Here is a 24622-nt window from a genome sequence, read left to right as displayed (position 1 = left end):
ACAAACCTGAAGCCGCACTTCGTCCTTAACGTTCAATAAGCCTAACTCGCCTGTTCAATCATTTTGATGATTTGTTGTTCAACGTCACCTGCAATCTCAACCAGGCCTGGTGCATCTGATAAGGGCGCAAGCATAGCTTGAGGTTTGATCATGCCAATTTTTACCAGGCCGTTTTCGCTGAATACCGAAATACGGCAAGGAAGTGCCATATTCAAGTTCATGTCGATCTTTAATACCTTAAAGGCTTGCCCAGGATTGCAAACCTCAAACACGCGACATTGCTCGGAAAACTCAAAGCCTTTGCTACGCAGTGTTTGGCCTAGATCATGGATATGTAGCACGCCAAACTTATGCTCGCTAACTGCCTGAGCTAAATCTTCGCAGGCCTGCTCAAATGTTTTTTTAGACTCAACAATAAAGTACATAGGGTTTTCCTTTTAAGTTAGCAAAGACGTTATAGTACCTTTTGTGATCGATTCCAACAAGGCTAGTTATCTTTTGATTGCTGAGCTTGGCGTTCTTTATGGCGACGGGCAATTTCATCCCAGTCGATATTATTACAGGTTTCGCATTCCTCTTTGATAACCCCAATCTTAACCAGTAACCAATGCACTTTGCAGCCGACACAAAAGCCTAAGACCGCCTCCATCCACATAAATGCGAGGCAGAGCCAAACCAGGGTGGTAGGAATCCAGAAAGGCATATAGTTAACATGGGTTGGGAGGGTCATTTCGCCCGTAATAGTATTCACCCAGCGCGCAAAGACTTCAGGGTTAAAAAATATTAAACAAACAATAATCAGTATCGAGCCGATTGTCCATGCAAAGCGTTTGGGTACTAAAGGTTTCCAAACAGCTGGCTTATCAGCAGCGAGTAAGCTTGCAATTAAAATGGTAGGCGAAAGGCGAGATAAGTATTTTGACATGCCGGCAATCATTTCAAACAGGGCATAAAATAATACATAGGTTTGAATAGTCCAATCAAAGGTTCGACGTATGGCCTCCACCTGATAAATAATATTCCCATCCCAGTCTATCTCATAGGTATCTACCGAGGTATTACCATCGACAATCCAGTTAGATACATAAATGGCATCCCATAGGGTTAAGCCCATATAGAGAGGGATAATCAGTAAAATGCCCGCGCGGATTCGAACTGCAGTATCGTTAATATAAAGCGCTGATTCTCGCGTATCGCGGAACCAAAGATTTTTAAATGCATTTAAATAAGCATTGATATGATTTTGTAACATTACTGACTCCTGAGTGTGTTGGGGTATACAAATGAGGGAAAGGGTGAATAAAGCTTAAGTAAAGTTTAATATTAGCGAATGCTTAGTACCAATAGAAAAGCCTGATGCGGCTATTTGACGAATCTTGTTTTTTGTTTAAGGTAAAATCGCTGGTAGATTATAAAAAGGATGAAAAAATGACCATTCAAGTTGAATACAAAATTTTAGACCCCCGTTTAGGCAATGAAATTGAAATGCCGCACTATGCCACCACTGGATCAGCAGGCCTGGACTTACGTGCTTGCATTGACGCGCCTTTAACCATAAAACCGGGTGAGACTCAACTTATTCCAACCGGGTTGGCGATCCATTTAGACGATGCCAGCTTAGCGGCGATGATCCTACCCCGCTCGGGTTTAGGGCATAAGCATGGCATTGTACTAGGCAACCTTGTAGGGTTAATTGACTCTGATTACCAAGGTGAACTAAAGGTTTCCTGTTGGAACCGAGGTGATACCGTCTATGAAATTCAAGTGGGCGAGCGTATTGCACAAATGGTGATCGTGCCAGTACTGCAACCGGTATTTACCCAAGTCGATGCCTTTGGCGAAAATACGGCACGCGGTGCAGGTGGCTTTGGTCATACTGGCGTAGGGTAACCATGTTTAATTTTAATTCACAGGTTTTTCGTGAATACGACATTCGGGGGCGTGTTGACACCGACTTAACGCCAGGCTTAGTGGAGCAGGTTGGGCGCGCCCTTGGTGCTCAACTGCACTGCTTAGCCCAGACAAAAGTAGTGATCGGTCGTGATGGGCGCTTATCGAGTGAAGCCCTATCCAGTGCGCTTTCAAAAGGCTTGCTATCCAGTGGTATTGATGTGATTGACTTAGGCCTAGTGACCACGCCCATGGTCTATTTTGCAGCCAAAACGCTGGGTGGTGTTAACTCTTGTGTCGTGCTGACCGGTTCGCACAACCCACCAGACTACAACGGCATTAAAATGGTGTTAGACGACATTACCTTGTCAGGTAACGCGATTCAATCTTTAGCCCAGCGAATTAAAAACCAAGACTACGTTCAAGGCCAAGGCCGTTATTCACGCCACGCTATTTTGCAAGCCTATCAACAGGCGATACAGTCTAGAGTTCAGCTAAATCGACCGCTCAAAATTGTGGTGGATGCGGGTAATGGCGTGGCAGGGGCAACCAGCCCAGCCATTTTGAGCGGCTTAGGTTGCGAGGTGATTGAGCTTTTCTGTGATATTGATGGCCACTTTCCTAATCACCATCCTGACCCAGCACAACCTAAAAACCTGCAAGATCTTATTCATGCGGTTAAAACTCATCAAGCTGACCTTGGGTTGGCTTTCGATGGTGATGGTGATCGCTGTGGTGTGGTCGATGAACAAGGCCATATTTTATTTGCTGATCGCCAAATGATGCTTTATGCGCAAGATGTGTTACAAAACCAACCCGGTGCGACTATCTTGTTTGATATTAAATGCACTTCATTACTCGCCAAGCATATACAGCGTTATGGCGGACAGCCGCTCATGTGGAAAACAGGGCATTCCTTAATGAAAGCTAAAATGCGTGAAACCCAAGCCGCGCTGGGGGGCGAGTTATCGGGGCACTTGTTTTTTGCTGATAAGTGGTATGGCTTTGATGATGGCACCTATGCAGCCGCACGTATGCTACAGATTGTCGCCGCTCAACCCCAGCCCGCTAGTCAGCTTTTTGCTGAATTACCAAATGGCTTTTCTACCCCTGAACTTGAACTCAAATTTGAAGAGGGCGGTGCGCACCGTTTTATGCAGGATTTTATGGCACAAGCAGCCTCTCTTAAAGGTGAACGCTGCGTATTGGATGGCTTGCGGGTTGACTTCAATGAAGGCTGGGGATTGGTCCGCGCATCAAATACGTCTGCCAACCTAGTGATGCGTTTTGAGGGCGAAACACCAGGCGCACTGGAGCGCGTTAAACAAGTTTTTCGGCAAGCTTTGCTAACAACAAAATCGGATTTAGTGCTACCATTTTAAATGTAAAAACTAAAGCACCAGGCCTGGTGCTTTAAAAAATGTAATTTAAAGCGAAATAAACTCATAAAGAAACGGTTGACAAAATAAACGAATTCACTATAATGCGTCCATCTTTGGCTACATAGCTCAGTTGGTTAGAGCACATCACTCATAATGATGGGGTCCCAGGTTCGAATCCCGGTGTAGCCACCAAGATTTTAAAAAAAGCCCGTTAAGTTTTTGCTTAGCGGGCTTTTTTTGTGGGTTGATTTTATTGCTGGGGCTTAAGTAGCTCGAGCAGGTCTTCGGCGACGAGGTTCATCGTGCCTTGTTCGTCGGTTTTGTCTTTGTCGTAGAGTTTGTCTTGTAGCTGTTGCTTTTTGGCTTGTAGCTGGAGGATTTTTTCTTCAATGCTGTTGGCGACGACCAGTTTGTAAACAAACACTTCTTTGTCTTGACCGATGCGATAGGCGCGGTCGGTGGCTTGGTTTTCAACCGCTGGGTTCCACCAAGGGTCGTAGTGGATAACGGTGTCGGCTTCGGTGAGGTTTAAGCCAACGCCACCGGCTTTGAGGCTGATTAGGAAGACTTGGGTTTCGCCGTTTTTAAAGCGGTTAATTTCGTCTTCGCGGTTTTTGGTTTGACCAGTCAGCAAGCTGTAGCTTATGTTTTGTTTGGTCAGCGAGTCCGCAATGATTTTTAGCATGCTGGAAAATTGGGAGAAGATAATGACCTTGTGTTGGCCTTCTAGCAGGTCGTCCAATAACTCCATCAACAACGCTAGCTTAGCCGATTGTTTAACCTTTTTAGCGGCTTCAATCTTAACCAGGCCTGGGTCACAGCAGACTTGTCTTAGTTTGAGTAGTGCATCAAGCAGGGTGATTTGCGATTTGGCGAGGCCTTTTTGCGCCACGGTTTGGCGTACTTTTTCTTCCATCGTGATGCGGATGGTTTCGTAGAGTTTGGCTTGTGGGGGTTCAAATTCGACGGTTTTGATGATTTCGGTTTTATCAGGTAGTTCTTGTACCACTTGATGCTTGGTGCGGCGCAGTAAAAATGGCGCTACCTTGCGAGTGAGTTGTGCTTGCACAAAGCGGTCGTTATCCACTTCAATCGGTTTTTGGTATTGCTTTTTAAACTGCATTTGGTTGCCCAAAAAGCCGGGCATTAAAAAGTTGAACAGTGACCAAAGTTCGCCTAAATGGTTTTCAACTGGCGTGCCTGTTAGGCAAACGCGGCTGGCGCTTTTTAGCTCCATTAAAGCGCCATAGAGTTTGGTGCGTGGGTTTTTGATTTTTTGCGCTTCATCTAAAATTAGCAGTTTAAATGTGTGTTCCTTGAGCTGTTCAATATCGCGCGGCAGCAAGGGGTAGGTGGTTAGGACCAGATCGGCCTGGGCAATATGCGCAAATTGTTCTGCGCGTTCGTTACCGTGCAGGGTCAGCAGCTTTAAATCGGGGGTGAATTTTTGTGCTTCACTTCTCCAGTTTCCGATTAATGAGGTGGGCACTACTAATAAGGCGGGTTCATTGAGTTCACCTTGCTGTTTTAGATAAAGCAACCAGCTTAGGGTTTGCAGGGTTTTGCCCAAACCCATGTCATCGGCAAGCACGCCGTTAAAACCATGGTCATATAAAAATTGTAACCAGCTTAAGCCAAAGGCTTGATAGGGGCGCAGCGTCGCGTTTAGACCCGGCGGCGGCGTAATGGTTTCAATTTGGGTGAAGTTTTTGAGTTTTTCCGCTAGTTGCATCAACTTGTTGTCGCCTAGCCATTTAATCGGTGTGTTGGCGAGGCCAGCAATCAGGTGGGCGTCAAACGGCTGTATGGCGAGACCTTTGCCCAGCGGTTTTTGCTGATAAAGTTGCAGTAGGGCTTCAAATAAGGGGGCGACATCTGCTTTGGGGATTTGTAACACATCCTTGTCATTGAGTTGAAATAGCAGGGATTCGGGCATCTGCTCGGTGTTGTCGTAGCTGCGCAATAGGCTGTCTAAAATCGGTGCCATTGGCAGGGTTTTACCTTTCACTTGAATATTAAAGCTCAGGTTAAACCAATCATTTTTGACTTCCGACTCAATGCGCATCTCATCGGCTTTAACCACATCTAACCAGGCCTGCTCAAAGCCCTCAAGTTGCCAGCCTTGTTGCGCGAGCTTTGGCAAAATGGATTGAAAGTTGAGGTAGTTTTCTAGGCCAATAGACTGGTCGGTTGGGCCGTCTTTTAACAAGCCGACCCAGGGCTGGGGGCGCATCAATGCGTCCGGTTCTATTTCGTCAAGATAGGGGTGGAGTTGTGTAATGGCCTCTAATTCTGCCGCCAGGTCGCGGTGGGCTTCAAGTTGAATGTTATTCACGCGCTCTTTGATGACCTCGATATGAGGGTAATGCGGCAATAGATAGTCATCGTAAATAAAACTTAATTCAAAATAAGGCCAGGGAAGCGGTTCGCTCATCACCAGTAACGGAGTCGGTGCGCAGGTGATTTTTTTAATCGCAATGCCGACGGGTTTGGGCAGCTCGCTATAACGCTTGTTGGGTTTAGACTTGGCTTGGAGTTTGTAAAAGGTGTCAACCAGGTCGTTATATTGCGTTTGGCTAAGGGGTGGCAGTTGCATCAGCTTTGTTAGCGCAGGTGAGTCGAGCGGGGCGGTGACAGGTTGTGCGGTATGCTGGCGTGTGTCAATAAGGATCGGTGGATCACACAGCACTAAAAATTGTTGCGCTGTTAGCGGCACGCTAAGCTGGTGGAGGCCTTGCGTTTCATTGTGTTCAAATGTGAGACTATAGGATTGACTTTGCCAGCTTAGGGGTGTTTCTTGCATTTGAAAGTAACACCGACCGGTTTCAACCAGCGCTTTAAGCAGCGCATGGCCGTTTGGATTCATAAACTTAATATGTTGAATGTGCCAATTGGTATCAGAGACGGATCGTAAAAGCCGACTGATCGCAAGATCCTCTTTGGAGCCGCTAAATGAAAACTTATCCGTGTAGGTGTATATGGCCATGGCTTTGGGTTTAGCCAGGTTACCGCGTGCGGTGTAATGATGACGCGTTATTTTTAAGTCGCTAGTGGGTAGGCGTTCGTCTGACCAGGCCTGGTCGTAATCGTTAAAGAGATGAAAGTGGACCCATTCATCTGGGTCGTCGTCCATCTCAACTTTTTGTTCTAGTTCTTTAATCAGCCGTCTAAATTCAAGGTCTCGCATACTTGCGGGGCTGGAGGCCGTCGTGCTGTTTTTTGTGACTAAGGGCTGTTCGGGTGTTTGCATCAGTTGCAAACACACCGCAGCGGCATGTTTGCAATTATCGCCGACGGGACAGTCGCAATTGCCAATAATAATCAGTGGGTGACCCTGTCTATCTGACTCAATGATCGTGACGCGGGTATCGTAGCGTTCGCCTTTTGACCCCACGACTGTCGCTTCATACTGAAAAAGCCGAGATTTTTTATCGAAATTAGGCGTAGGGGATTGTTTGACGTTTAATACCTTGCCTTGTTTGTAAACCCCTTGTGCACGTTTTAGGGTGGCGGGGTCAAAGGTCTGGGCGAGTTGGTCTTCGTCTAGCGAGGGTTGTTTCATTGAAGGATTCCAGGTAACCAGGTGGTAAGGTTGGGCCAAGCCGCCAGTAGCGCTAATAGCCCAAGTTGAATTAATATAAATGGCCACACGCCTTTATAGATATCACTGGTTTTCAGCGCATCGCTGGCGACACCGCGCAAATAAAACAGCGCAAAACCAAAGGGGGGTGTTAAAAACGCCGTCTGTAGGTTAATCGCAATCATAATCGCCAGCCAAATTGGGTCAGCGCCCAGCAGCAAAAGAATCGGCGCAATAATCGGCACCACCACATAGGTGATTTCAATAAAGTCTAAAAAGAAACCGAGGATAAACAAAAACAGCATCGTCAGCAACATCAGCGTAAACAATCCACCCGGCAAGGCGCTCAATAGGTCATGCACTAACATATCCCCGCCTAAACCGCGAAACACCAGGGAGAAAAAGGCCGCACCAATAAAAATTAAAAAAATCATGCTAGTGAGCTTGAGCGTGTTACCCATCACATAGCGCAGGGTGTCGAGGTTGAGCTGGCGCTTAGTTAAAGCCAGCAATAATGCGCCTAGTGCACCCAGCGCACCGGCTTCAGTGGGGGTGGCGACGCCGAGAATAATCGAACCCAATACCAATAAAATGAGCGCGACCGGTGGCAAGAGGCTTTTGATGACTTTTACAACCAGGCCTGGTTGTAAATCAGTGGCATTTTGCGGGTTTGGCGTGTTTGGCGTGTCTTGTGGGCTAAATTTTGGCACTCGATGCGGCTGAAAAAACGCTACTCCAACCATATAAGCCAAATACAGCCCCACCAACACCAGGCCTGGTATTAGTGCACCGGCAAATAAATCACCCACCGACACGGTTTCGGGGGCAAAAATCCCTTGTTGCAGTTGGGCTTGTTGATACGCGTTGGAGATCACATCCGCGAGTAAAATCAACACAATCGAGGGGGGGATAATTTGCCCCAGTGTGCCGCTGGCGCAAATCGTACCGCTGGCCAGTTTAGGGCAATAACCCTGTTGCATCATGGTGGGTAGAGCCAACAGACCGAGCATCACCACTGTCGCGCCCACCAAGCCGGTGCTAGCGGCGAGCAATGCGCCCACCAAAATCACCGCTATTCCCAGCCCACCACGCACGCCTTTAAAGACTTCTGCCAGCGTGAGCAGCAGCTGATCGGCGATTTTGGATTTCTCCAACATCAATCCCATAAAAATAAACAAGGGCACCGCGAGCAGGGTCGAGTTGGTCATAATCGAGTAGATGCGGCTGGGAATAGCGTTGATAAACGCCATGTCAAACACACCCAAAAGCAAAGCACCCATGGCAAATAATAAAGATACCCCTGCCAAGCTAAACGCTACCGGAAACCCAATCATTAAGGCCAGCAATACCAACGCAAATAAGACCAAAGACAGCCATTCCATGTTATGCGCCCTCCGCTAAGGGGTCAGGGGCAAAGAGCTCGAGTAGGTATTGGGCGATAAAGCTGAGGGCTTGCAGCAGCACCAGGCCTGGCATAATCAAAATCAAGGTTTTTAGTAAATAAACATACGCCAGCCCGCTGGCATCAATCGATTTTTCTTGAATCGCCCAGCTGGCGCCAACATAACTTAGGCCGCTCCAGATAATAAACCCCATCACCGGCAACACAAACAACAGCGCACCGAGTAAGTTGACCCAGGCCTGGTGACGTGGGGATAGGCGTTGGTAGAACACATCGACCCGCACATGTTGGTTTTGTTGGTAGGTATAGGCGATACCCAGCATAAACAAGCTGGCGTGGATATAGACCAGGGTTTCATCGAGTTTGCTGGAACTAAAATCAAAACCATAACGTAGAAAAACGGCGGCACTGGTCGCCAGCACCAACAACAGCGCCAACCAAGCCACACCCTGACCGATTGAGCGTTGTAGGCGATTTTGCCAAAGGATGAAAAGATTGAGCGATTTAAAAATTGTCATGGCGAATGCGTTTAAAATAATCCTCTATTTTAAAGCCTTTTGTTGAAGCTGGCTAGGGCGTAACACGACATAGCAAGGGCAAATAATGTAATGTTGAGATTTTTTACCCATACTAAAAGCGTTAAAACCGCTGAAACGGGATTGCCAACGCCCACTAAACATGACCTTTGGTGTCTGCCTTTGGGCGGGGTGGGGGAGATTGGGCAGAACATGATGATCTATGGGCATGCGGGTCACTATTTGATGGTGGATTGCGGTATGGGGTTTGAGCCAGTAAAAGGTTCGAGCACCCAGTTTGAGCGGGTGGTGGCCGACCCGTCTTCGCTTGCGCCGCAGCTTTCACGCCTTCAAGCGATTGTGATTACTCATGGTCACGAAGACCATATCGGCGGGCTGTTAACCCTTTGGCCTACATTGCAGGTGCCGATTTATGCCAGCTCGTTTGCAATGGCGCAAATTCAGCGTAAATTTGCCGAATCCGAGCAAAACTTAAACCCGACGTTTATCACGATTGAGCCGTTGCAAACCATCGCCATTGGTGCATTTGGTGTGAAGTGGATTCCCATCACCCACTCGATTCCACAATCCCACAGCCTGTTGATTAGTACCGAGTTAGGCGCTATTTTACACACCGCCGACTGGAAAATAGACCCGCAGCCCTTAGTCGATAAAGCCTTTAGCTTTGCGCCTTTTAGCCAGTTAAAAAACCTATTGGCGGTGGTGGGTGACTCGACCAATGCCCTCAAACCAGGTAAAACGCCATCCGAAAGCGCCTGCTATGCGGGTCTGTTACACTGTGTGCAACAACAGCCCAACCGTGTGGTGGTGAGTTGTTTTAGCTCAAATATTGCGCGTTTAATTACCTTGGCGCGAGTCGCTAAAGCCAGTGGGCGTTATTTTGCGTTTGCTGGGCGTGCGTTGGAGCGAATGGTATCGATTGCCAAACAGTTAAACTACTGGCCAGCCGAACTTAAGCCAATTAGCCTAAACGAAATCGGCTATTTACCGCGCCATGAGGTGATGCTGATTACCACCGGTTCGCAAGGCGAACCGCGTTCGGGTTTATGGCGTTTAGCGCGCGGCCAGCACCCAAGCTGCGAATTAGATGCCGAGGATACGGTGATTTTTAGCGCGATTAAAATCCCTGACAATATCGCACGTATCGACCAGCTCATTGGCGCTTTGCAGCGTTATCAGCTAACGATCATTCATGCCCAAGATCATCCAGCGTTGAGCTTGCATGTGTCAGGCCACCCTTCACAGGAGGATTTAATCGCACTCTATCAACAGCTAAAACCGCCCTTGTTGATTCCGGTACACGGTGAACCCGAGCACCTACAAGCCCACGCTGATTTAGTGATGCGTCATCGTTTAGCCAAAGAAGTGTTGTTGGGCGAGAATGGCGACTTATTTCGCATCAAGCCGTTTGTTAAGCTTGAGCGCCAAAAAGTGAAAACCGGACATTTATATATTGAGGACTAAGGATGTATGACTCATGACTAAAATCAAAAACCTGTTAACCATCGCAGGCTCCGACCCTTCGGGCGGCGCGGGAATTCAAGCGGATATAAAAACCTTCAGCGCGACAGGCAGTTATGGCATGAGCGTTATCACAGGCTTAACCGCACAAAACACCCAAGGGGTGCAAGCGATTCATCCTGTGCCTGCCGAGTTTGTCAAAGCACAACTTGATAGCTTGTTTGCCGATATTCAGATTGACGGCATTAAAATCGGCATGCTTGGCGATGCGTCGATTATGCAGGCGATTGTGCCTACCTTGCGGGATTTTAATGGGCCGATTGTGCTGGATCCGGTGATGGTCGCCAAGGGGGGCGCATCGCTGATGTCGCACACAGCGGCGCAGACCTTAATTGAAGTCTTATTGCCGCTAGCAGGCCTGGTTACGCCAAACTTACCTGAAATGGCGGTGCTCGTGGGTCAAGCCGAAGCGCAAAGCCAACAACAAATGCAGCAGCAAGCCGAACAGTTAATCAAGCTGGGTGCGAAAGCGGTGTTGGCAAAAGGTGGGCATCTGGTTGTGGGTGAAGGTGTGAGAGAGAGTAGTGATTTATTGATAATGCAGGATGGATTTCACTGGTTTAGTGCGCCGCGCATCGAAACCGCCAACACCCATGGCACAGGCTGCACTCTTGGTTCGGCCATTTGTAGCTATTGGGCGCAAACCGCTGACTTACCCAGCGCCGTGGCACAAGCCAAAACCTACATCCAAGGCGCTATTGAACACGCCAACCAGCTCAAGGTAGGTCAAGGCCACGGCCCAACGCATCATTTTTACAGGGTTTTTTAACAAAAGATGTCGTATAGCTTTTGTATTAATATTTATTTGGTTGTATAGTTAATATCTAGAGCAGCAAATAAGGGGCGTGCTATGAAAGGATTAATGTTGGCTATGTTAAGTTTTATCTTGAGCCTGGGTCAAGCTTATGCGCTTAATCCTGGAGATAACGCGCCTGACTTCAGCTTAATGGATCAACACCAAGCGATTCAAACGCTGAGTGATTATCGTGGGCAGTGGGTGGTGGTGTATTTTTATCCTAAAAATGACACCCCAGGCTGTACCACTGAGGCGTGCAGTTTTCGTGACAATATTAACGGCATTATTGCCAAGCAAGCCACGGTTTTTGGGGTAAGCGTTGATTCCGTTGAGAGTCACAAGAATTTTGCTAAGACGCATCGTTTGCCTTTTAGCCTGCTGTCTGATAGCGACGGCAAGGTAGCCGCGAGCTATAATTCATTGTTTAATTTAGGTATCATGAAATTTGCACGCCGCAACAGTTTTATTATCGATCCCAATGGTCAGATAGCCAAGGTTTATAAAGGTGTTGATCCACAAACCCATGTTGCTGAAGTGTTGCGTGATTTACAGGTGTTGCAAGAAGCTAATAAAACCGTGTTTTAATTTAAATGTGTAGTGATTAAATGAGTACCGCTGCCTTTGTAAAAAAAAATGCCAAGTTATGGTGGGTGCGTTGGATGCATTTGATTTTGACCAGGCGGACGTAGCATTCAACAAAATGATAACGGAGTTAAAAAATCGTGAGCGGCCTTCATTTAACCTATCCTTATAAAGCAGAATGTCATGCGATTTAGCTATTTGGTCATTCTTGCTATCCTGCCAAGTTGGCTTTTGGCGGGCGAAAGGCCGAGTTTTAAACCTAAAGTTGAAATAGAACATCGGTTTTTGAATTCAACGGGGTTGGTGGATACAGGCGGTCAGTTTGCGTTTAATGCTAATAAAATTAGCATCTCAAATCTGTTTGCCAGTTTTGAATATGAACGCTGGGAACTGGATTGGAATGAAGTTGATAAGTTGCCCTTTGGCGATGGTAAAAATCAACCTGTTGACCAGATGCATTCCGTGCGTTTGGCAGGACGCTATATGCATCGCCATAACTCGAATCTCTTGTGGCTCAATACCCTAGGGGTGAGTGCGACCTATGAAAAAGACCAAAACGATTCGCTGAGTTATAGTTTGTTTAGTATGTGGATTTCTCAGTTGGACGAGGATTGGGCGCTTAGCTATGGCTTGTCGGTGAACTATCACCCCGTTCGTACCCGTGTTTTGCCTGTTGCTGGGTTTAGCTATCGTATTCACGCCCCGTTGGGTTGGAGCGGAACGTTGGGCTATCCGCGCAGTTACCTTGCTTATGGGTTTTCGCCAACCTGGCAGGTTAATGCGGGTGTGGTGAATAATTCAGTGGTCGCTAAATTGGCCAAGGATAGTCGTTTGTCTGAAAATGGCTATGCAGAAATTAATGCTTGGCAGGCTAACCTAGCTCTCAAATATCAACCGAGTGCCCAGTGGAGTATTGAAACCGGTTTACGTTATTCACCTAAATATGAGTTTTCGGTGTTTGATGCCCAAGGTCGCCGAGACGCTACCTATCAGATGAACCGCACCGCGGGCGCGGCGCTTACATTTAGTTACCAGTTTTAAACCATTACCAGGATTCGCCTAATTGGGTTTGTGCGTCAAACGGATTAAGCGTTTTGCAGAGTGATTTTCGTTGAAATTCGGTCAGTTTATTCTTGATCCTTATTTAAAAAATAACACATTACTGCGCGCAATAACCACCATCAACCTGATAGGTGTTGCCATTGATCCCTGATGCGGCATCGGACATTAAGAACAATGCCATTGCCGCGCACTCTTCATTCGTGACATAACGGCCAAGTGGAACTTTTGCAGCAAAAGCCGCTTGGACATCCTTGCCATGGCCGGGGCTAGCTTGTTCTTCGATTGAGCGCATCATCCGATTATCTACAGGGCCTGGGTTAAGGGTGTTAACACGAATGCCTTCGGGGCCTAATTCTGCGGCTAAGCAGCGCATCATGCCGACGACAGCGTGCTTGCTGCTCACATAAGGCGATAAACCAGCCGCACCCCTTAAGCCCACTACGCTGGAGGTGATAACAATGCTACCCGAACCTGATTGACGTAAAGCAGGCAGCGCGGCTTCAACACCGAATCGTACGCCATCAACATTTACAGCAAATACCTTTTTCCAAGCATCATCGGTTCGACTCTCAAAAGGCCCGACCTCACCTTCAATGCCGGCATTAAGAAACACACCATCCAGCCGACCGAATTGAGACATAGCGACCTTAATCATCGTTAGGTTGTCTTCGCGCTGGGTGACATCGACGGCTAAACCCAACGCCCGATCGCCTAAAGTTTGCGCAATAGACTCTACTGCGCTAGCCTCGCGATCTGTAATAACAACGCTGGCACCTTTCGAGTAAGCCATGCGCGCCGTTGCTTCGCCAATACCCCCCGCACCGCCCGTAATCACGATAACTTTACCTTGTAAGTCACTCATTGGTCTTCTCCTATTGATTGCTAAAATCTGAAAGATCTATATGCCAATGTACCTAACTCTTCTAAAAGGTCAAGGATAAACACACGCGAAGATACTGCGTCGTTTGGTTTTGATGATGTAGGTTTACCAATCCCCGCTTAAAATCCCGTCGTTCACGCCAGGGATATAAGCGCACAGGCAAAGCCTGTTCAGTGCGGTCTTTGCTGTTGCTTAATATATTGCTTAATAATGGCTAGTGGCGCTCCACCACAACTACCCGCAAACTAGCTCGGACTCCAAAGCCTATTGCCGCAAAGCTTTTAAATTCTGACTGAATCCCAATTCTGACCAGGTGCAGAAGATGGTTGAATTTGCCGGTGTTAACCGGTTTGTGTGGAACAAGGCATTAGCGATGAACTTGTTTCGGCTTGAAAGTAAACAACCGATACTGTGTTATCATGAAATGGCGATATAACCAGGCCTGTCCTTGCTGTAGCCATCTAGCCAAAGAAAACCGTTTAACACAAGCAAGGTTTGAATGTGTTGAGCGTGTTAGCCCGAGGGCATCGGGTGTTAGCCTGTGGAGTTGAATCAATAGATTTGACGATGAAGCAGGAACCAGTGGGAAGACGCGAGTCACGCCCACTCTTAACGGCTTAGCACCCAAAAGGGTATAGATGCTGTTGGGAATCCCCGTCGTTTAGAGCGGGGAGGATGTCAATTGGTATAACTTTCTGTGAGCTATTCAACTAGATAATAAGGTGTTCGTTATGGGTAAGAAGTTTACAAGTTGGGTGATGTTGGTGATGTTTATGGGTATGACCACATTGCCTGTTCAAGCCGCGATGGTTTCGACAGGGCAGGTGGTTGAACTTCAACAATCTGTACTGGAGCGTGAGCAGTTGTCAATGATGCTAGAGCGTGCAGATGTTCAAGCGCAGTTAGTAGCTATGGGCGTTTCTGCCGAAGATGTCCAGCTGCGTGTTGCAGCGATGACCGATCTTGAGGTTGCGCAACTGAATGAGCGCATGGCCGATTTGCCTGCGGGGGGCGGAGTGATTGGTTTATTGGCGTTAATTTTTGTAGTGTTTGTGATTACGGATGTGATTGGCGCAACAGATATTTTTCCTTTTATTCGACCCGCTAGATAATGACGTTTAGGTAATGATGTTATTAGGTTTTAGAGCAAGCGCCCAGTTATACCTGGGTGTTTTTTTGTCTGTAATGTTGGTGGGTTGTAGTCATATTAGGGTTGACCCTACTTCATTAGAGCTGGAGAAACCCGCTGTGGAATGGGTTAATGTGCCTTTTTTTCCTCAAACTGAATACCAATGCGGCCCGGCCGCATTAGCAACCTTGTTCCAGTATCGTGGTCAAGATAGTGTGCCAGAAGACTTGGTAGGGCGTGTGTATACGCCAGAAAAGCAGGGCAGTTTGCAAGTTGATATGGTGGCGACTGTTCGCCAGCAAGGCTTAATCCCTTATCCATTAGCGCCGAACATGCAGGCTTTATTAGATGAAGTGTCGGCGGGAAACCCCGTGTTGGTGATGCAGAACTTAAGTTTTAATTGGGCTCCGATTTGGCATTATGCTGTGGTGATTGGCTATAACTTAGAGCGCAACGAGCTAGTGTTGCGTTCGGGTGAAACCGAGCGCTGGTTGACCCGGCTGAGCACATTCGAGAGAACATGGCGACGTGCAGATTATTGGGCTTTAGTTATTGTTGAACCTCAGCAGATTCCAAAAACGGCTAATCCACAGGATTGGCTAAAAGTCGCGTTTGATTTAGAGCAAACTGGGCGGGCAGATAAAGCATGGGTTGCCTATGAAAACGGCTTTAGCGCTTGGCCTAATTCGATTGGATTAGGCATGGCCTTGGGAAATCTGCTCTATGCACAAGCTGATTACCAACAAAGCGCCAGCACGTTTGAAAAACTCAGTAAACGCCATCCTTTTGCAGCAGAGGTTTGGAATAATTGGGCCTACGCGTTAAAAGCACAAGCCTGCGATTTAGCCGCTTTGAAAGCCGCACAATGTGCGCAACGTTTAGCCCCCACTGACCAAAACTATCAGTCAACACTCAAGGATATGCAGACAAGGTTAAACCAAGATAGCGCGCATTGTCCTCGCGTTGTCTGCGGTATCCAAACCGAAAGATAGCGTCAGGCCGTTATGCTGAAAAGAGGTACAGCTGTTTAATCAGCTGGCCATGGTTTGTTTGACGCGGTCGATAAAATCCACCATGAAGGGCGGGGGGTGTTCAGTGTTTTGGGTGGCGGCATAGAGGGTGGACCAAAGGCCGTTTTGGCCGAGGCGTTTACGTGGGAGGTGGTGAAAGTCGGTTTGGGTGTCGAGTAGCCATTTCGGCAGGGCGCAGATACCGCGTCCGCTTTCGACGCGATGCAACATCATTAGAGTCATATCGGTATGTTCAGTGGCTTTTGGTCGTAAATTGTACGGCGTTAAAAACTGGCGGAAAATATCGAGTTTGTCTTCAGATACCGGATAACAAATCAAGGTTTCATTGGCTAAGTCTTGGGGCTGCCACCAGGCCTGGTGGTTGAGCGGATGGTTGGGCGGCAATAGCAATTGAATTTCATAGCTAAACAAGGGGTGGAAGGCTAAATCCGTTTGTTCTATCGGGTCAGAGGTAATCACCAAATCCAGCTGACCTTGGTGTAGAGCGGCGAGCGCATCGACACTGAGTCGGCTGGCGATATCGACATCAATATTTGGCCATTGGGTTTGAAAAGGCCGCAATAACGGCAATAACCACTCAAAGCAAGTATGACATTCGACGCCGATTTTAAGCCGACCTTGTTCGCCGCAAGCGAGACGTTTTAGAGTGGTTTGGGTTTGTTGCATCAGCGGTAAAACCTGTTGTGCCAGTTGCAAGAGGGTTTTGCCAGCGGGGGTGAATTGCAACGGCTGGCTTTTGCGCTCAAACAGCTTGAGTTCAATGGAATCTTCCAGCTGTTTAATCTGATGCGAGAGCGCCGATTGGGTCATAAACAAGGCATCCGCGGTTTTAACCAAATTGCCTTGCTTAGCCAACGCATCCAGGGTTTTGAGGTGTTTGATTTCAAGCATAAGTTAACCCGTAACTAAATCATTAAGACCCTAGGAGCCTGTTAGACTAAAGCCAATCGGCTGTAAAAAAGCTGGACGACTTGGTCGTTATGAGCATCAATATCATCGGGAATCATCAGGTGCTTCGCCACGCCAATTCTCAGCGCGGTGTCGACGTGGTATCAAGCGGTACCCGTTTAGCACCCGAATGACCGTGACGCGCAATAATAATCTCTTTTTCTTTATGGCTTTCAATCGCCTCAATCAGCCTGGAAAGCTGAGATTTGGCTTCAAACATATTGAGCGCGTGCACAGCATTATCCTTAGCTAAGTTTGGTTTAGTTTGATTATACGGCAAGCGGCCAAGCGTATCTAGTTGTGGTTTTTTGTAAATCTCTAGCAATCATTTAAATTAAGGTCTAAAATTAGGTCTGATTTTAATACTTATATGGTGAAGTTATGAGACAGGTATTAGCGAATTGCTCTGCCAGTATTTCAGAGTTAAAGAAAAATCCAACGGCTCTTTTGAACGAGGCTGATGGTTCAGCGATTGTGATCCTTAACCACAACAAACCCGCAGCTTACCTTGTGCCATCTGAAACTTACGAGTATCTGATGGATATGCTTGATGATTATGAGCTTTCCCAAATAGTAGATAGTCGTCGTGGTTATTTGTCGCAAGCTGTGGAAATCGATATTGATGACTTATAAGTTAAAGTTTTTGCCTGCAGCCCAAAAGGAGTGGAGTAAGCTAGCGCCAACTATTCAGAGTCAATTTAAAAAGAAACTCAAAGAAAGGCTAGAAAATCCCCATGTCCCATCATCAAAATTACGGGGTTATGATTCGGTTTACAAAATCAAACTTCGTACAGCAGGTTACCGTTTGGCTTATGAAGTCATCGACAATGAGGTAGTTGTTTATGTACTTGCTGTTGGTAAACGAGATAAAGATATTGTTTATAAGAAGCTTGCCTCACGCTTCAGCTAGCGGCATAACAAACGCTTCAAGAGGGACTTCCAACGCGTAGCATTTTTATTATGCGTTGATTTTGGTTGTTTCGGCAGAATGCTCTGGCTGCTGCCGCAATATCGGGTTTTGTTCAGGAAGGGTTCCATTCTGAAACGGTTTGGTGGAAAGATGGCCGAGGGCTTGCGGCTTTTGTGGTGTTGTTTGCGGCAGGCTTTCGTTTTTTTCCTTTATTTTTCTGTTAACCTATCAATAACAAGGCGCATTGCAGTTTGCCGCCGCTGTCGGCCGGAAGCCGTTGCGCTCTGCTCAATGGCTCCGCTGTGCTTGGCGTTAGCTTGCTAAAGCACCGCAATAAACTAGGCTAAACTTGCCCCAATATCTGAAATGGTTATAAATAATTTATGTTCTGCGTCTTGAAACGCTTTAAATCCATAGCGTTCGTAAAAATGCTTGGCACCCTCTTTGGCGTCAACGATAACAACTGGAAACGCCACACTATCACTAGCCTCTAGTAATTTTCGTAGTGCATCAATAAGTAACCATTCGCCAAAACCTTTACCTTTGTAGCGTTCATCGATGGCTAAGCGCGCAATGAGTCCGCCAGATGTTGATGATTGATGCTTTTTCTGTAACGTGTCCGGTAGGGCTTTCAAGTCAATCGGTGTCATGGTCAATGTGTAAAATCCGATGATATGTGAGGTGTTGCTTTCATCTTCTAACACAAACGTTCGGGTATTATCTTTTTTAGCTTGCTGATTTGCTATAATTTTCAAATAGTTATTAAGCGCGTCAATCCCGCAGTTGAATCGGTTTCTGTCGTGTTTATCTTTATCGAGTAATACTGTATTCATCATTGAGTTTTGCGCTCATAACCTTCTGCAACCATTTTAAGTTTTGTATTGAGGGCTGCGGGTTTATCCAGTGCTTCCATAAGTAATATGGCATCGGCTTGGCTTAATTTTAGGGTTTGCTCATGCTCAATAATCTGTTTTGCTTTTTCGATTGCCGCATTCAATACAAATGAGTTAATACTAGACATACCCGCCAGAGCGGCGGCTTTCGTTAATAAGTTTTGTGTGTCGATATCTACTCTAGCGGTGATGCGAGGTAAAGTGGTGGCCATAATCTATTCTCCTTAGTGTCAGGCTGTCACATTTTATTATGATGGGTAAGGATTCAAAAAGCAATTGATGTGTCATTTTGGCACGCATATCTATGCGCAATATGATCGGCTTTGTTGTTGGAATGGATGGCTTGAGTTTATTGGTATTAATTAATTTCAAGTTAACCTGAATTTAATTCGTTTGTGTTCATGTTGCTGATATTCTATCATTGTCATGAATCTTATTTAACGCCGCATTGCGGTATCTGTTAGCGAAAGGAAAATAGCATGACAATTCATAATTTAGGTTATCCGCGCATTGGCGACAAACGCGAGTTGAAATTTGCGCTTGAAGCCTATTGGAAGGGCGACAAAACGCAAGCCGAACTAGATGCCGTGGCGGCGGAAATTCGCTATCAAAATATTCAAACCCAGATTGGCGCCGGCATTGAGTTGGTTGCGCTGAATGACTTTGCCTATTACGATCAAGTGCTGAATATGAGCACCTTATTGGGCGTGATCCCGAAGCGATTTCGTCAGCAGAATTTCGATGTCGAGGTGGCGTTTCGGATGGCGCGAGGACGTGCGCCGTCTGACGACCAGGCCTGCTTGGATGGGCATGATCATGCGCCAGATAAATCAAAAGCCGGCTACGCCGGGGCGATGAAAAAATGGTTCGACACCAACTATCACTATATTGTGCCGGAACTCTATGACGACACCGAGTTTAAAGTCACCGACACGCGCCTGTTTGACGAAGTGGCAGAAGCGTTGGTATTGAAAAGCGATGGTACTAATGTCGATTTTAAGCCGGTATTAGTGGGACCAGTGACTTATTTGTACCTGGCGGAAAACGTATCGAATGCGATTCCAAAACTCAGCCGCTTGCCTGCGTTGTTAAAGGTCTATCAACAGGTTTTACAAAAATTGGCCGAGCAGGGCATTAACTGGGTGCAAATCGACGAGCCGATTTTGGGCTTGGAATTAAGCGCTGAGTGGCAGAATGCGTTTAATCAGGCCTATGCGGAACTGGCGCAAGCACCGGTTAAATTATTATTAGCGAGCTATTTCGAAACTCTGGGCGACAACTTAGCGCTTGCTTGTAACTTGCCGGTAGCCGGCCTGCATTACGATGGCTTACGTGGCGAAAAGCAGTTAAACGAGTTGATTGCGCAGTATCCAGCTGAAAAGGTCTTGTCGCTCGGCGTGGTTGATGGGCGTAATATTTGGAAAACCGATTTAAATGCCGCGATTGCGTCGCTCAAAGCGGCAAAAACTAAATTTGGTGAGCAACTTTGGATCGCGCCAAGTTGTTCGTTATTGCATGTGCCAGTGAATTTGGAGGTGGAAGAAAAACTCAATCCTGAGCTGAAAAGCTATCTGGCGTTTGCCAAGCAAAAATTGAGCGAGCTGAAGCTCATTGCGGATGCGCTGAATGGTTGTGCGGATCAAGCTGCTTTGCAAGCGAATGCACAAGCCATTGCCGCCAAGCAGTCCTCTGCGCTGATTCACAACCCAGCAGTACAGGCGCGGCTGGCGCAGTTGGATCAGATTGCATTAGATCGGCCAGTGCCCTATAGCGAACGTGCCAAGGGACAAAAGGGCAAATTCAATTTACCCCTGTTCCCGACCACCACGATAGGTTCTTTCCCACAAACGGCTGAAATCCGCCAAGCGCGCCGTCAATTTAAAAACGGCGAGCTGACTGAGGCGCAATATGTCGAAGCGATGCAAGCCGAAATCCGTGATGTGTGTGAACGCCAAGAGCGCATGGGGATTGATGTGTTGGTGCACGGTGAGCCGGAGCGCAACGACATGGTGGAGTACTTTGGCGAGCAGTTAGATGGTTATGCCTTTACCCAGTTTGGTTGGGTGCAGTCCTATGGTTCGCGTTGCGTTAAGCCACCGATTATTTTTGGTGATGTCTCGCGCCCCAAGCCCATGACCGTGAGCTGGTCGCAATATGCGCAAAGCCAAACCGACAAGATTATGAAAGGTATGTTGACCGGTGCGGTGACTATGTTGCAATGGTCGTTTGTGCGCAATGACCAGCCGCGTGAAGTCACCTGTAACCAGATTGCACTGGCGTTGCGTGACGAAGTGCTGGATTTGGAGCAGGCTGGCATCCACATGATTCAGATTGATGAAGCGGCGTTGCGTGAAGGGCTGCCGATTAAAAAATCCGACTGGGCCGACTATTTACGTTGGGCGGTGAACAGTTTTCGCATGACCACATCGGGCGTGCAGAACACGACCCAGATTCATACCCACATGTGTTATTCCGAGTTCAATGACATTATTGAGGCGGTCGCACAAATGGATGCGGATGTGATTACGATCGAAACCTCCAAGTCGAATATGAAACTGCTGGATGCTTTTGTTGATTTTGAATACCCGAACGAAATCGGCCCGGGGGTCTACGATATTCACTCGCCCAATATTCCGACCCTGGAGCAGATGGTGCGCCTGATTGAAAAAGCCGCGCAATTGATTCCAGCGGAGCGGCTGTGGGTGAACCCGGACTGTGGCCTCAAAACCCGTGGTTGGGCAGAAACCGAACCCGCACTCACCCATATGGTAAAAGCGGCGATGGTATTAAGAGAGCAGTTTGCCCAGAAAAAGCAAAGCGCATAACGCCTTACACCGCTCGTTAAAATAAAATCCCACCGGTCTGATACCAGGCCTGGTGGGTTTTTTATATGTGCTAGCTCACATTATTCTCTAGCAAGTATTTGTTGCTGCTCTTTGGTTAGGATTGCATTTAGGTTGGCTGTGAACCGCTCTCTTTTAGCTTCACGCTCACTGTGTCTTTGCGCAAGCAGGGTTTTTAATTCAGCCTGTTGGTTTTCGGTTAGGGTTAGTTTTTGGGTTAGGCGGCTGTGCATGCGTTCATCTCTGGCTAATTGTTTACCATGCTCACTATGTTCACTATGTTCACTATGTTTACCACGTTCACTATGTTTACCACGTTCGCTATGTTCACCACGTGATGCACGATTGCCTTGTGACTCACCGCACTCATATTTGGCATGGATGCCATCTGAATTTTTAGCGCATGGCCCTTTAGCCTGTAGCCCTTGAGCGGCGAAAAGACTCAGCGTTAAGCCGGTAGCGATGAAAATACTTTTAGTTGTTAAATGTTGCATGTTAACTCTCCTGGGTAATGTTTAAAAGTTTGACGTTATCGAAGACTCAGCATTAGTATTGAGTTGAAAAGTGCAAAGAAAACGACTCAAATGGACAAGATTTTGTAATGAAGTTTGTTTTAGTTTTCAGGTGGTTCAAATTTATACCCTGCGCCATAAACTGAGTAAATTAATTCCACTTCACCAAAAACGGCTGACATTTTATGGCGAAGTTTTTTAATATGACTATCAATGGTTCGGTCAGACACCACGCGGTTATCGGTGTAGATGGCATTCATTAGTTGGTTGCGAGAAAAAATGCGACCGGGAGACTGGCTTAGCAGTCGCAAAATGGCACACTCAATGGCAGATAAGTCCACAGACTTATTTTGATAAAAGACTTTAAATTTATTCACGTCAAGCAACCAGGCCTGGTTATTATGGAGGGGGCCTGACTGCGGTTGAGCACGACGGACTAGGGCTTTTACCCTTGATAATACCTCACGTAAACTAAAGGGTTTACAAATATAATCATCGGCTCCCATTTCCCAGCCTAGAATACGATCTACTTCTTCAACCTTGGCGGTGATCAAGGCAATGGGTACTTGGCTAGTTTGGCGGATTTTCTGACAGAGTTCTAAGCCATCAGTGCCGGGCAGCATAACATCCAGGAGAATGACATCTACGGGGTGTTTGGACAGCCAATCTAGCAGGTTTTTACCATGGTTTAAATGGCTTACACGATAACCATGTCCCTGCAGGTATTCTTGTAGCACTTCAGCAATTTTGTATTCATCTTCAACCAGTAAAATATGAGCGGGTGTCATGTGATGCCTCCTTTAAATGGAAACGTCAATCTTACCCTCAGCCCACCCAGCTCGGATGCTGAGAAGGTAAGGTGAGCCTGGTGAGATTGGGCTATTTTTTGGCAAATAGTTAAACCTAACCCAGATCCGCCCGATTGACGATTACGTGAGCTTGCTGCCCGATACAGATAGTCAGTTAAGTGGCTTAGCTCTTCTTCGCTAACCGCAGGGGGGGAGTCGCTGATTTCGAAAAATACATTATGATTATCGGCAGTCAGCTTAATTAGAATTTGACCCGCTTGCCCATTCTGCTGTGTGGCATCAGTGTAAGCGATAGCGTTCAGGACTAGGTTGTTGAATAATTGTATCAGGCGCTTCTTATCCCCAAAAATAGGTGGGATATTGGAGGCTAGTTTGAGCCTGAGCACTAAGCCCTTATTGTCAATTTTAGGCTGATGTGTTTGTGCAACCTGATTAACAAGGGTGCCTAAATCAAGATAATCCATTTGATAGTTCAAGCTACCGACGTCATGCAGCGATAATTGGTACAGATCGTCAATTAGCCTATTAAGGAGTATTACTTCATCATGGAGTCGGGTGAGGTTTTGTTCATTGACAGGACGCACTCCTTCTAGCATGGACTCAATTGAAGAGCGTAAAACTGTGACTGGGGTTCGCAACTCATGTGAGGTGCTGGCAACCCATTGGCTTCTCGATTTTTTAGCTTGCTCAAGTGTTAGGGCTAGATGATTAAAATGCTGGCTAAGTTGGCCCCATTCATCGCTGGTTTTCACATTCAAGCGGTGTTTGTATTTGCCTGACGCAAGGCTTGTTAAGCCTGTTGCTAAGGTTTTAATCGGCATAATGAGCAGATAATTAACCGGCCATAACAAAATAAGACCAATCAAGGCGATGACAAGAGTACTGATTAACACGGCTTTTTTTTGCATCTCGGCCAGCTCAAGGTCTGCCTGAGCGTTGACGATGGTTGAACTCATGTATCCAAGTTGAGCGACAATTTGATGGTCGATTTTAACCGGTAAAATCAAGTCGTACTTTTTTTGAATGGTACCCTGTTTAAGGTTGCCCTGATTATCGAGCAGGCTAACTCTATTTTCGAAACTAAAGGCTTGGTTTGGATTGTTGGAGTTCGATCGGCCTTTATTACGTATCAAGTGCTCCTCGATAGGGCGTTCAAATTGAGATAAATCAGTACGTCTTGAGGTTTGGATTAACGGACGCCAATAAAAAGGATCAAAATCATTAATGGAGGTTAGCCCTTGTTGTTGAAGTAGAAACTCCAAATTACCCACTAAGCGCTCTAAACGCTGGATATCGCGCTGATCAGCATAGTATAACATCGTGCTTTTAAGCAAATACTGATGACTAGCGATAAACACGGCCAACATGACAAAACCAAAAACCAGCCACAAGCTAATCCACTTTAAGCGAACAGACATGGCATCACTTTTAATAGAAATTGTTTCATTTCTGACACTCCTTGTTTGAAGTACCTATTAAACAACAAAAAAGGTGCCGGTGCGATGAGGAATGCTTTTAACCCCCGTAATAGCGACACCGGTGAAATGCAAAAAACGCGTTTACCTCATCTGTTCAAACTGATCAACAGCGTGCCCTGTAAAGCTGAGTTTGGTGTCTTGCTTTGATGGTCAGTTATCTGACCCCTGGCATTTTAGGCGCCTAAATGCAGGTCCTAAAACCCTTAACAAGGTTTTGCGGGTGGTTCGAAATAAGTCGTGAAATTGTTCAAGTTTATGCCGACGGGTACCCAGTTAAAGCCCCGGTGTTAGTCAGGCATCTCACTGAGCGTGACTAAAACCAAGGTGGCGTGTTTAGCTTTGCATTGGATAAGACATTTTGAACCTTCTGTTATTACTTGAAACTGCGTTGTTAATCAGCTATGCTAAAGAATAAAACTTAAATTAAGTTTGCTTTTG

At 46.7% G+C, this 24622-nt stretch carries 25 protein-coding genes, 1 tRNA gene and 1 pseudogene; 13 read left to right on the top strand and 14 right to left on the bottom strand.

The features are described 5' to 3' along the window. Positions 1-41: 41 nt before the first annotated feature. Entirely contained in the window at positions 42-425 is a 384-nt protein-coding gene (locus P8S55_RS02820; protein WP_289224774.1) for a DUF302 domain-containing protein, read from the bottom strand. Positions 426-487: 62 nt separating this feature from the next. Continuing rightward, on the bottom strand, positions 488-1252 hold the full coding sequence (locus tag P8S55_RS02815) for a DUF4395 domain-containing protein (RefSeq protein ID WP_289224773.1): 765 nt from the start codon (positions 1250-1252) through the stop codon (positions 488-490). Positions 1253-1428: 176 nt separating this feature from the next. Here P8S55_RS02815 and dut point away from each other — a divergent pair, with 176 nt between their 5' ends. The 3 genes from dut to P8S55_RS02800 all read left to right on the top strand — a co-directional run bounded on the left by dut (position 1429) and on the right by P8S55_RS02800 (position 3464). After that, positions 1429-1890, top strand: coding sequence for a dUTP diphosphatase (gene dut / locus P8S55_RS02810; RefSeq protein WP_289224772.1), 462 nt, complete (start codon positions 1429-1431; stop codon positions 1888-1890). A 2-nt stretch (positions 1891-1892) separates the two neighbouring features. After that, on the top strand, positions 1893-3272 hold the full coding sequence (locus P8S55_RS02805) for a phosphomannomutase/phosphoglucomutase (protein WP_289224771.1): 1380 nt from the start codon (positions 1893-1895) through the stop codon (positions 3270-3272). Positions 3273-3387: 115 nt separating this feature from the next. Further along, positions 3388-3464 (top strand) — tRNA-Met (locus P8S55_RS02800). Between the two features lie 58 nt (positions 3465-3522). On the opposite strand, the gene P8S55_RS02795 is transcribed toward P8S55_RS02800, so the two are convergent. The 3 genes from P8S55_RS02795 to P8S55_RS02785 are packed head-to-tail and all read right to left on the bottom strand — an operon-like array spanning position 3523 to position 8772. After that, the gene (locus P8S55_RS02795; RefSeq protein ID WP_289224770.1) at positions 3523-6834 is read right to left on the bottom strand and encodes a DEAD/DEAH box helicase; all 3312 of its coding nucleotides are present in this window, start codon (positions 6832-6834) and stop codon (positions 3523-3525) included. Further along, complete coding sequence (locus tag P8S55_RS02790) at positions 6831-8234, bottom strand: TRAP transporter large permease (protein ID WP_289224769.1); 1404 nt, start codon at positions 8232-8234, stop codon at positions 6831-6833. The genes P8S55_RS02795 and P8S55_RS02790 overlap by 4 nt, the downstream gene beginning before the upstream one ends. A 1-nt stretch (position 8235) precedes the next feature. Continuing rightward, a complete protein-coding gene (locus P8S55_RS02785; RefSeq protein ID WP_289224768.1) occupies positions 8236-8772 on the bottom strand; it encodes a TRAP transporter small permease subunit in 537 nt (178 codons plus the stop codon). A 90-nt stretch (positions 8773-8862) separates the two neighbouring features. On the opposite strand from P8S55_RS02785, the gene P8S55_RS02780 reads away from it, so the two are divergent. The 4 genes from P8S55_RS02780 to P8S55_RS02765 all read left to right on the top strand — a co-directional run bounded on the left by P8S55_RS02780 (position 8863) and on the right by P8S55_RS02765 (position 12730). Beyond that, on the top strand, positions 8863-10254 hold the full coding sequence (locus tag P8S55_RS02780; protein ID WP_289224767.1) for a ribonuclease J: 1392 nt from the start codon (positions 8863-8865) through the stop codon (positions 10252-10254). 13 nt (positions 10255-10267) lie between these two features. Continuing rightward, positions 10268-11080: a bifunctional hydroxymethylpyrimidine kinase/phosphomethylpyrimidine kinase gene (gene thiD / locus P8S55_RS02775; RefSeq protein WP_289224766.1), complete on the top strand. Its 813-nt coding sequence runs from the start codon at positions 10268-10270 to the stop codon at positions 11078-11080. A gap of 81 nt (positions 11081-11161) precedes the next feature. After that, complete coding sequence (locus P8S55_RS02770) at positions 11162-11692, top strand: peroxiredoxin (protein ID WP_289224765.1); 531 nt, start codon at positions 11162-11164, stop codon at positions 11690-11692. 180 nt (positions 11693-11872) lie between these two features. After that, positions 11873-12730: a hypothetical protein gene (locus P8S55_RS02765; RefSeq protein ID WP_289224764.1), complete on the top strand. Its 858-nt coding sequence runs from the start codon at positions 11873-11875 to the stop codon at positions 12728-12730. Positions 12731-12848: 118 nt separating this feature from the next. Here P8S55_RS02765 and P8S55_RS02760 read toward each other — a convergent pair whose 3' ends face one another. Further along, complete coding sequence (locus P8S55_RS02760) at positions 12849-13613, bottom strand: SDR family NAD(P)-dependent oxidoreductase (RefSeq protein ID WP_289224763.1); 765 nt, start codon at positions 13611-13613, stop codon at positions 12849-12851. 188 nt (positions 13614-13801) lie between these two features. After that, positions 13802-13894 (bottom strand): annotated as a pseudogene (locus P8S55_RS02755) (IS200/IS605 family transposase); the annotation flags it as partial. Positions 13895-13923: 29 nt separating this feature from the next. Here P8S55_RS02755 and P8S55_RS02750 point away from each other — a divergent pair. From P8S55_RS02750 to P8S55_RS02740, 3 genes are all read left to right on the top strand, one after another. Then, positions 13924-14067 (top strand): helix-turn-helix domain-containing protein, encoded by a 144-nt coding sequence (locus tag P8S55_RS02750; RefSeq protein ID WP_289225299.1) that lies wholly within the window; start codon positions 13924-13926, stop codon positions 14065-14067. A gap of 295 nt (positions 14068-14362) precedes the next feature. After that, positions 14363-14743: a DUF6627 family protein gene (locus P8S55_RS02745; protein WP_289224762.1), complete on the top strand. Its 381-nt coding sequence runs from the start codon at positions 14363-14365 to the stop codon at positions 14741-14743. Between the two features lie 73 nt (positions 14744-14816). Continuing rightward, positions 14817-15752: a PA2778 family cysteine peptidase gene (locus P8S55_RS02740; protein WP_289225298.1), complete on the top strand. Its 936-nt coding sequence runs from the start codon at positions 14817-14819 to the stop codon at positions 15750-15752. Between the two features lie 39 nt (positions 15753-15791). Here P8S55_RS02740 and P8S55_RS02735 read toward each other — a convergent pair whose 3' ends face one another. After that, positions 15792-16682: a LysR family transcriptional regulator gene (locus P8S55_RS02735; protein WP_289224761.1), complete on the bottom strand. Its 891-nt coding sequence runs from the start codon at positions 16680-16682 to the stop codon at positions 15792-15794. 139 nt (positions 16683-16821) lie between these two features. Beyond that, positions 16822-16974 (bottom strand): type II toxin-antitoxin system Phd/YefM family antitoxin, encoded by a 153-nt coding sequence (locus P8S55_RS02730; protein WP_289224760.1) that lies wholly within the window; start codon positions 16972-16974, stop codon positions 16822-16824. Between the two features lie 146 nt (positions 16975-17120). Between P8S55_RS02730 and P8S55_RS02725 the strand changes: the two genes are divergently transcribed. Together P8S55_RS02725 and P8S55_RS02720 are read left to right on the top strand one after the other, a co-directional pair. Then, on the top strand, positions 17121-17372 hold the full coding sequence (locus P8S55_RS02725; protein ID WP_289224759.1) for a type II toxin-antitoxin system Phd/YefM family antitoxin: 252 nt from the start codon (positions 17121-17123) through the stop codon (positions 17370-17372). Then, entirely contained in the window at positions 17362-17649 is a 288-nt protein-coding gene (locus P8S55_RS02720; protein WP_289225297.1) for a type II toxin-antitoxin system RelE family toxin, read from the top strand. Before P8S55_RS02725 ends, P8S55_RS02720 begins: the two co-directional genes overlap by 11 nt. A 338-nt stretch (positions 17650-17987) precedes the next feature. Here P8S55_RS02720 and P8S55_RS02715 read toward each other — a convergent pair whose 3' ends face one another. Both P8S55_RS02715 and P8S55_RS02710 read right to left on the bottom strand, forming a co-directional pair. Then, on the bottom strand, positions 17988-18485 hold the full coding sequence (locus P8S55_RS02715) for a GNAT family N-acetyltransferase (RefSeq protein WP_289224758.1): 498 nt from the start codon (positions 18483-18485) through the stop codon (positions 17988-17990). Beyond that, entirely contained in the window at positions 18482-18754 is a 273-nt protein-coding gene (locus tag P8S55_RS02710; RefSeq protein ID WP_289224757.1) for a type II toxin-antitoxin system TacA family antitoxin, read from the bottom strand. Before P8S55_RS02710 ends, P8S55_RS02715 begins: the two co-directional genes overlap by 4 nt. A gap of 267 nt (positions 18755-19021) precedes the next feature. On the opposite strand from P8S55_RS02710, the gene metE reads away from it, so the two are divergent. Further along, a complete protein-coding gene (gene metE, locus P8S55_RS02705) occupies positions 19022-21367 on the top strand; it encodes a 5-methyltetrahydropteroyltriglutamate--homocysteine S-methyltransferase (RefSeq protein ID WP_289224756.1) in 2346 nt (781 codons plus the stop codon). An 80-nt stretch (positions 21368-21447) separates the two neighbouring features. On the opposite strand, the gene P8S55_RS02700 is transcribed toward metE, so the two are convergent. From P8S55_RS02700 to P8S55_RS02690, 3 genes are all read right to left on the bottom strand, one after another. Then, the gene (locus P8S55_RS02700) at positions 21448-21879 is read right to left on the bottom strand and encodes a hypothetical protein (RefSeq protein WP_289224755.1); all 432 of its coding nucleotides are present in this window, start codon (positions 21877-21879) and stop codon (positions 21448-21450) included. 119 nt (positions 21880-21998) lie between these two features. After that, positions 21999-22685, bottom strand: coding sequence for a response regulator (locus P8S55_RS02695; RefSeq protein WP_289224754.1), 687 nt, complete (start codon positions 22683-22685; stop codon positions 21999-22001). Next, positions 22682-24124, bottom strand: a complete 1443-nt coding sequence (locus P8S55_RS02690) for an ATP-binding protein (protein WP_289224753.1) — start codon at positions 24122-24124, stop codon at positions 22682-22684. The genes P8S55_RS02695 and P8S55_RS02690 overlap by 4 nt, the downstream gene beginning before the upstream one ends. Between the last annotated feature and the right edge of the window lie 498 nt (positions 24125-24622).

It is taken from the genome of Thiomicrospira sp. R3 (genome assembly GCF_029581415.1).
GTDB lineage: Bacteria > Pseudomonadota > Gammaproteobacteria > Thiomicrospirales > Thiomicrospiraceae > Thiomicrospira.
The sequence above is the reverse complement of the archived record's forward strand: the minus strand, read 5'-3'. Positions and strand labels throughout refer to the sequence as shown.

Bases quoted from the DNA above. Each gene is read 5' to 3' on its own strand.
- P8S55_RS02820 (WP_289224774.1), bottom strand. From the start codon at position 425: ATGTACTTTATTGTTGAGTCTAAAAAAACATTTGAGCAGGCCTGCGAA.
- P8S55_RS02815 (WP_289224773.1), bottom strand. From the start codon at position 1,252: ATGTTACAAAATCATATCAATGCTTATTTAAATGCATTTAAAAATCTT.
- dut (WP_289224772.1), top strand. From the start codon at position 1,429: ATGACCATTCAAGTTGAATACAAAATTTTAGACCCCCGTTTAGGCAAT.
- P8S55_RS02805 (WP_289224771.1), top strand. From the start codon at position 1,893: ATGTTTAATTTTAATTCACAGGTTTTTCGTGAATACGACATTCGGGGG.
- P8S55_RS02795 (WP_289224770.1), bottom strand. From the start codon at position 6,834: ATGAAACAACCCTCGCTAGACGAAGACCAACTCGCCCAGACCTTTGAC.
- P8S55_RS02790 (WP_289224769.1), bottom strand. From the start codon at position 8,234: ATGGAATGGCTGTCTTTGGTCTTATTTGCGTTGGTATTGCTGGCCTTA.
- P8S55_RS02785 (WP_289224768.1), bottom strand. From the start codon at position 8,772: ATGACAATTTTTAAATCGCTCAATCTTTTCATCCTTTGGCAAAATCGC.
- P8S55_RS02780 (WP_289224767.1), top strand. From the start codon at position 8,863: ATGTTGAGATTTTTTACCCATACTAAAAGCGTTAAAACCGCTGAAACG.
- thiD (WP_289224766.1), top strand. From the start codon at position 10,268: ATGACTAAAATCAAAAACCTGTTAACCATCGCAGGCTCCGACCCTTCG.
- P8S55_RS02770 (WP_289224765.1), top strand. From the start codon at position 11,162: ATGAAAGGATTAATGTTGGCTATGTTAAGTTTTATCTTGAGCCTGGGT.
- P8S55_RS02765 (WP_289224764.1), top strand. From the start codon at position 11,873: ATGCGATTTAGCTATTTGGTCATTCTTGCTATCCTGCCAAGTTGGCTT.
- P8S55_RS02760 (WP_289224763.1), bottom strand. From the start codon at position 13,613: ATGAGTGACTTACAAGGTAAAGTTATCGTGATTACGGGCGGTGCGGGG.
- P8S55_RS02745 (WP_289224762.1), top strand. From the start codon at position 14,363: ATGGGTAAGAAGTTTACAAGTTGGGTGATGTTGGTGATGTTTATGGGT.
- P8S55_RS02740 (WP_289225298.1), top strand. From the start codon at position 14,817: ATGTTGGTGGGTTGTAGTCATATTAGGGTTGACCCTACTTCATTAGAG.
- P8S55_RS02735 (WP_289224761.1), bottom strand. From the start codon at position 16,682: ATGCTTGAAATCAAACACCTCAAAACCCTGGATGCGTTGGCTAAGCAA.
- P8S55_RS02725 (WP_289224759.1), top strand. From the start codon at position 17,121: ATGAGACAGGTATTAGCGAATTGCTCTGCCAGTATTTCAGAGTTAAAG.
- P8S55_RS02720 (WP_289225297.1), top strand. From the start codon at position 17,362: ATGACTTATAAGTTAAAGTTTTTGCCTGCAGCCCAAAAGGAGTGGAGT.
- P8S55_RS02715 (WP_289224758.1), bottom strand. From the start codon at position 18,485: ATGATGAATACAGTATTACTCGATAAAGATAAACACGACAGAAACCGA.
- P8S55_RS02710 (WP_289224757.1), bottom strand. From the start codon at position 18,754: ATGGCCACCACTTTACCTCGCATCACCGCTAGAGTAGATATCGACACA.
- metE (WP_289224756.1), top strand. From the start codon at position 19,022: ATGACAATTCATAATTTAGGTTATCCGCGCATTGGCGACAAACGCGAG.
- P8S55_RS02700 (WP_289224755.1), bottom strand. From the start codon at position 21,879: ATGCAACATTTAACAACTAAAAGTATTTTCATCGCTACCGGCTTAACG.
- P8S55_RS02695 (WP_289224754.1), bottom strand. From the start codon at position 22,685: ATGACACCCGCTCATATTTTACTGGTTGAAGATGAATACAAAATTGCT.
- P8S55_RS02690 (WP_289224753.1), bottom strand. From the start codon at position 24,124: ATGTCTGTTCGCTTAAAGTGGATTAGCTTGTGGCTGGTTTTTGGTTTT.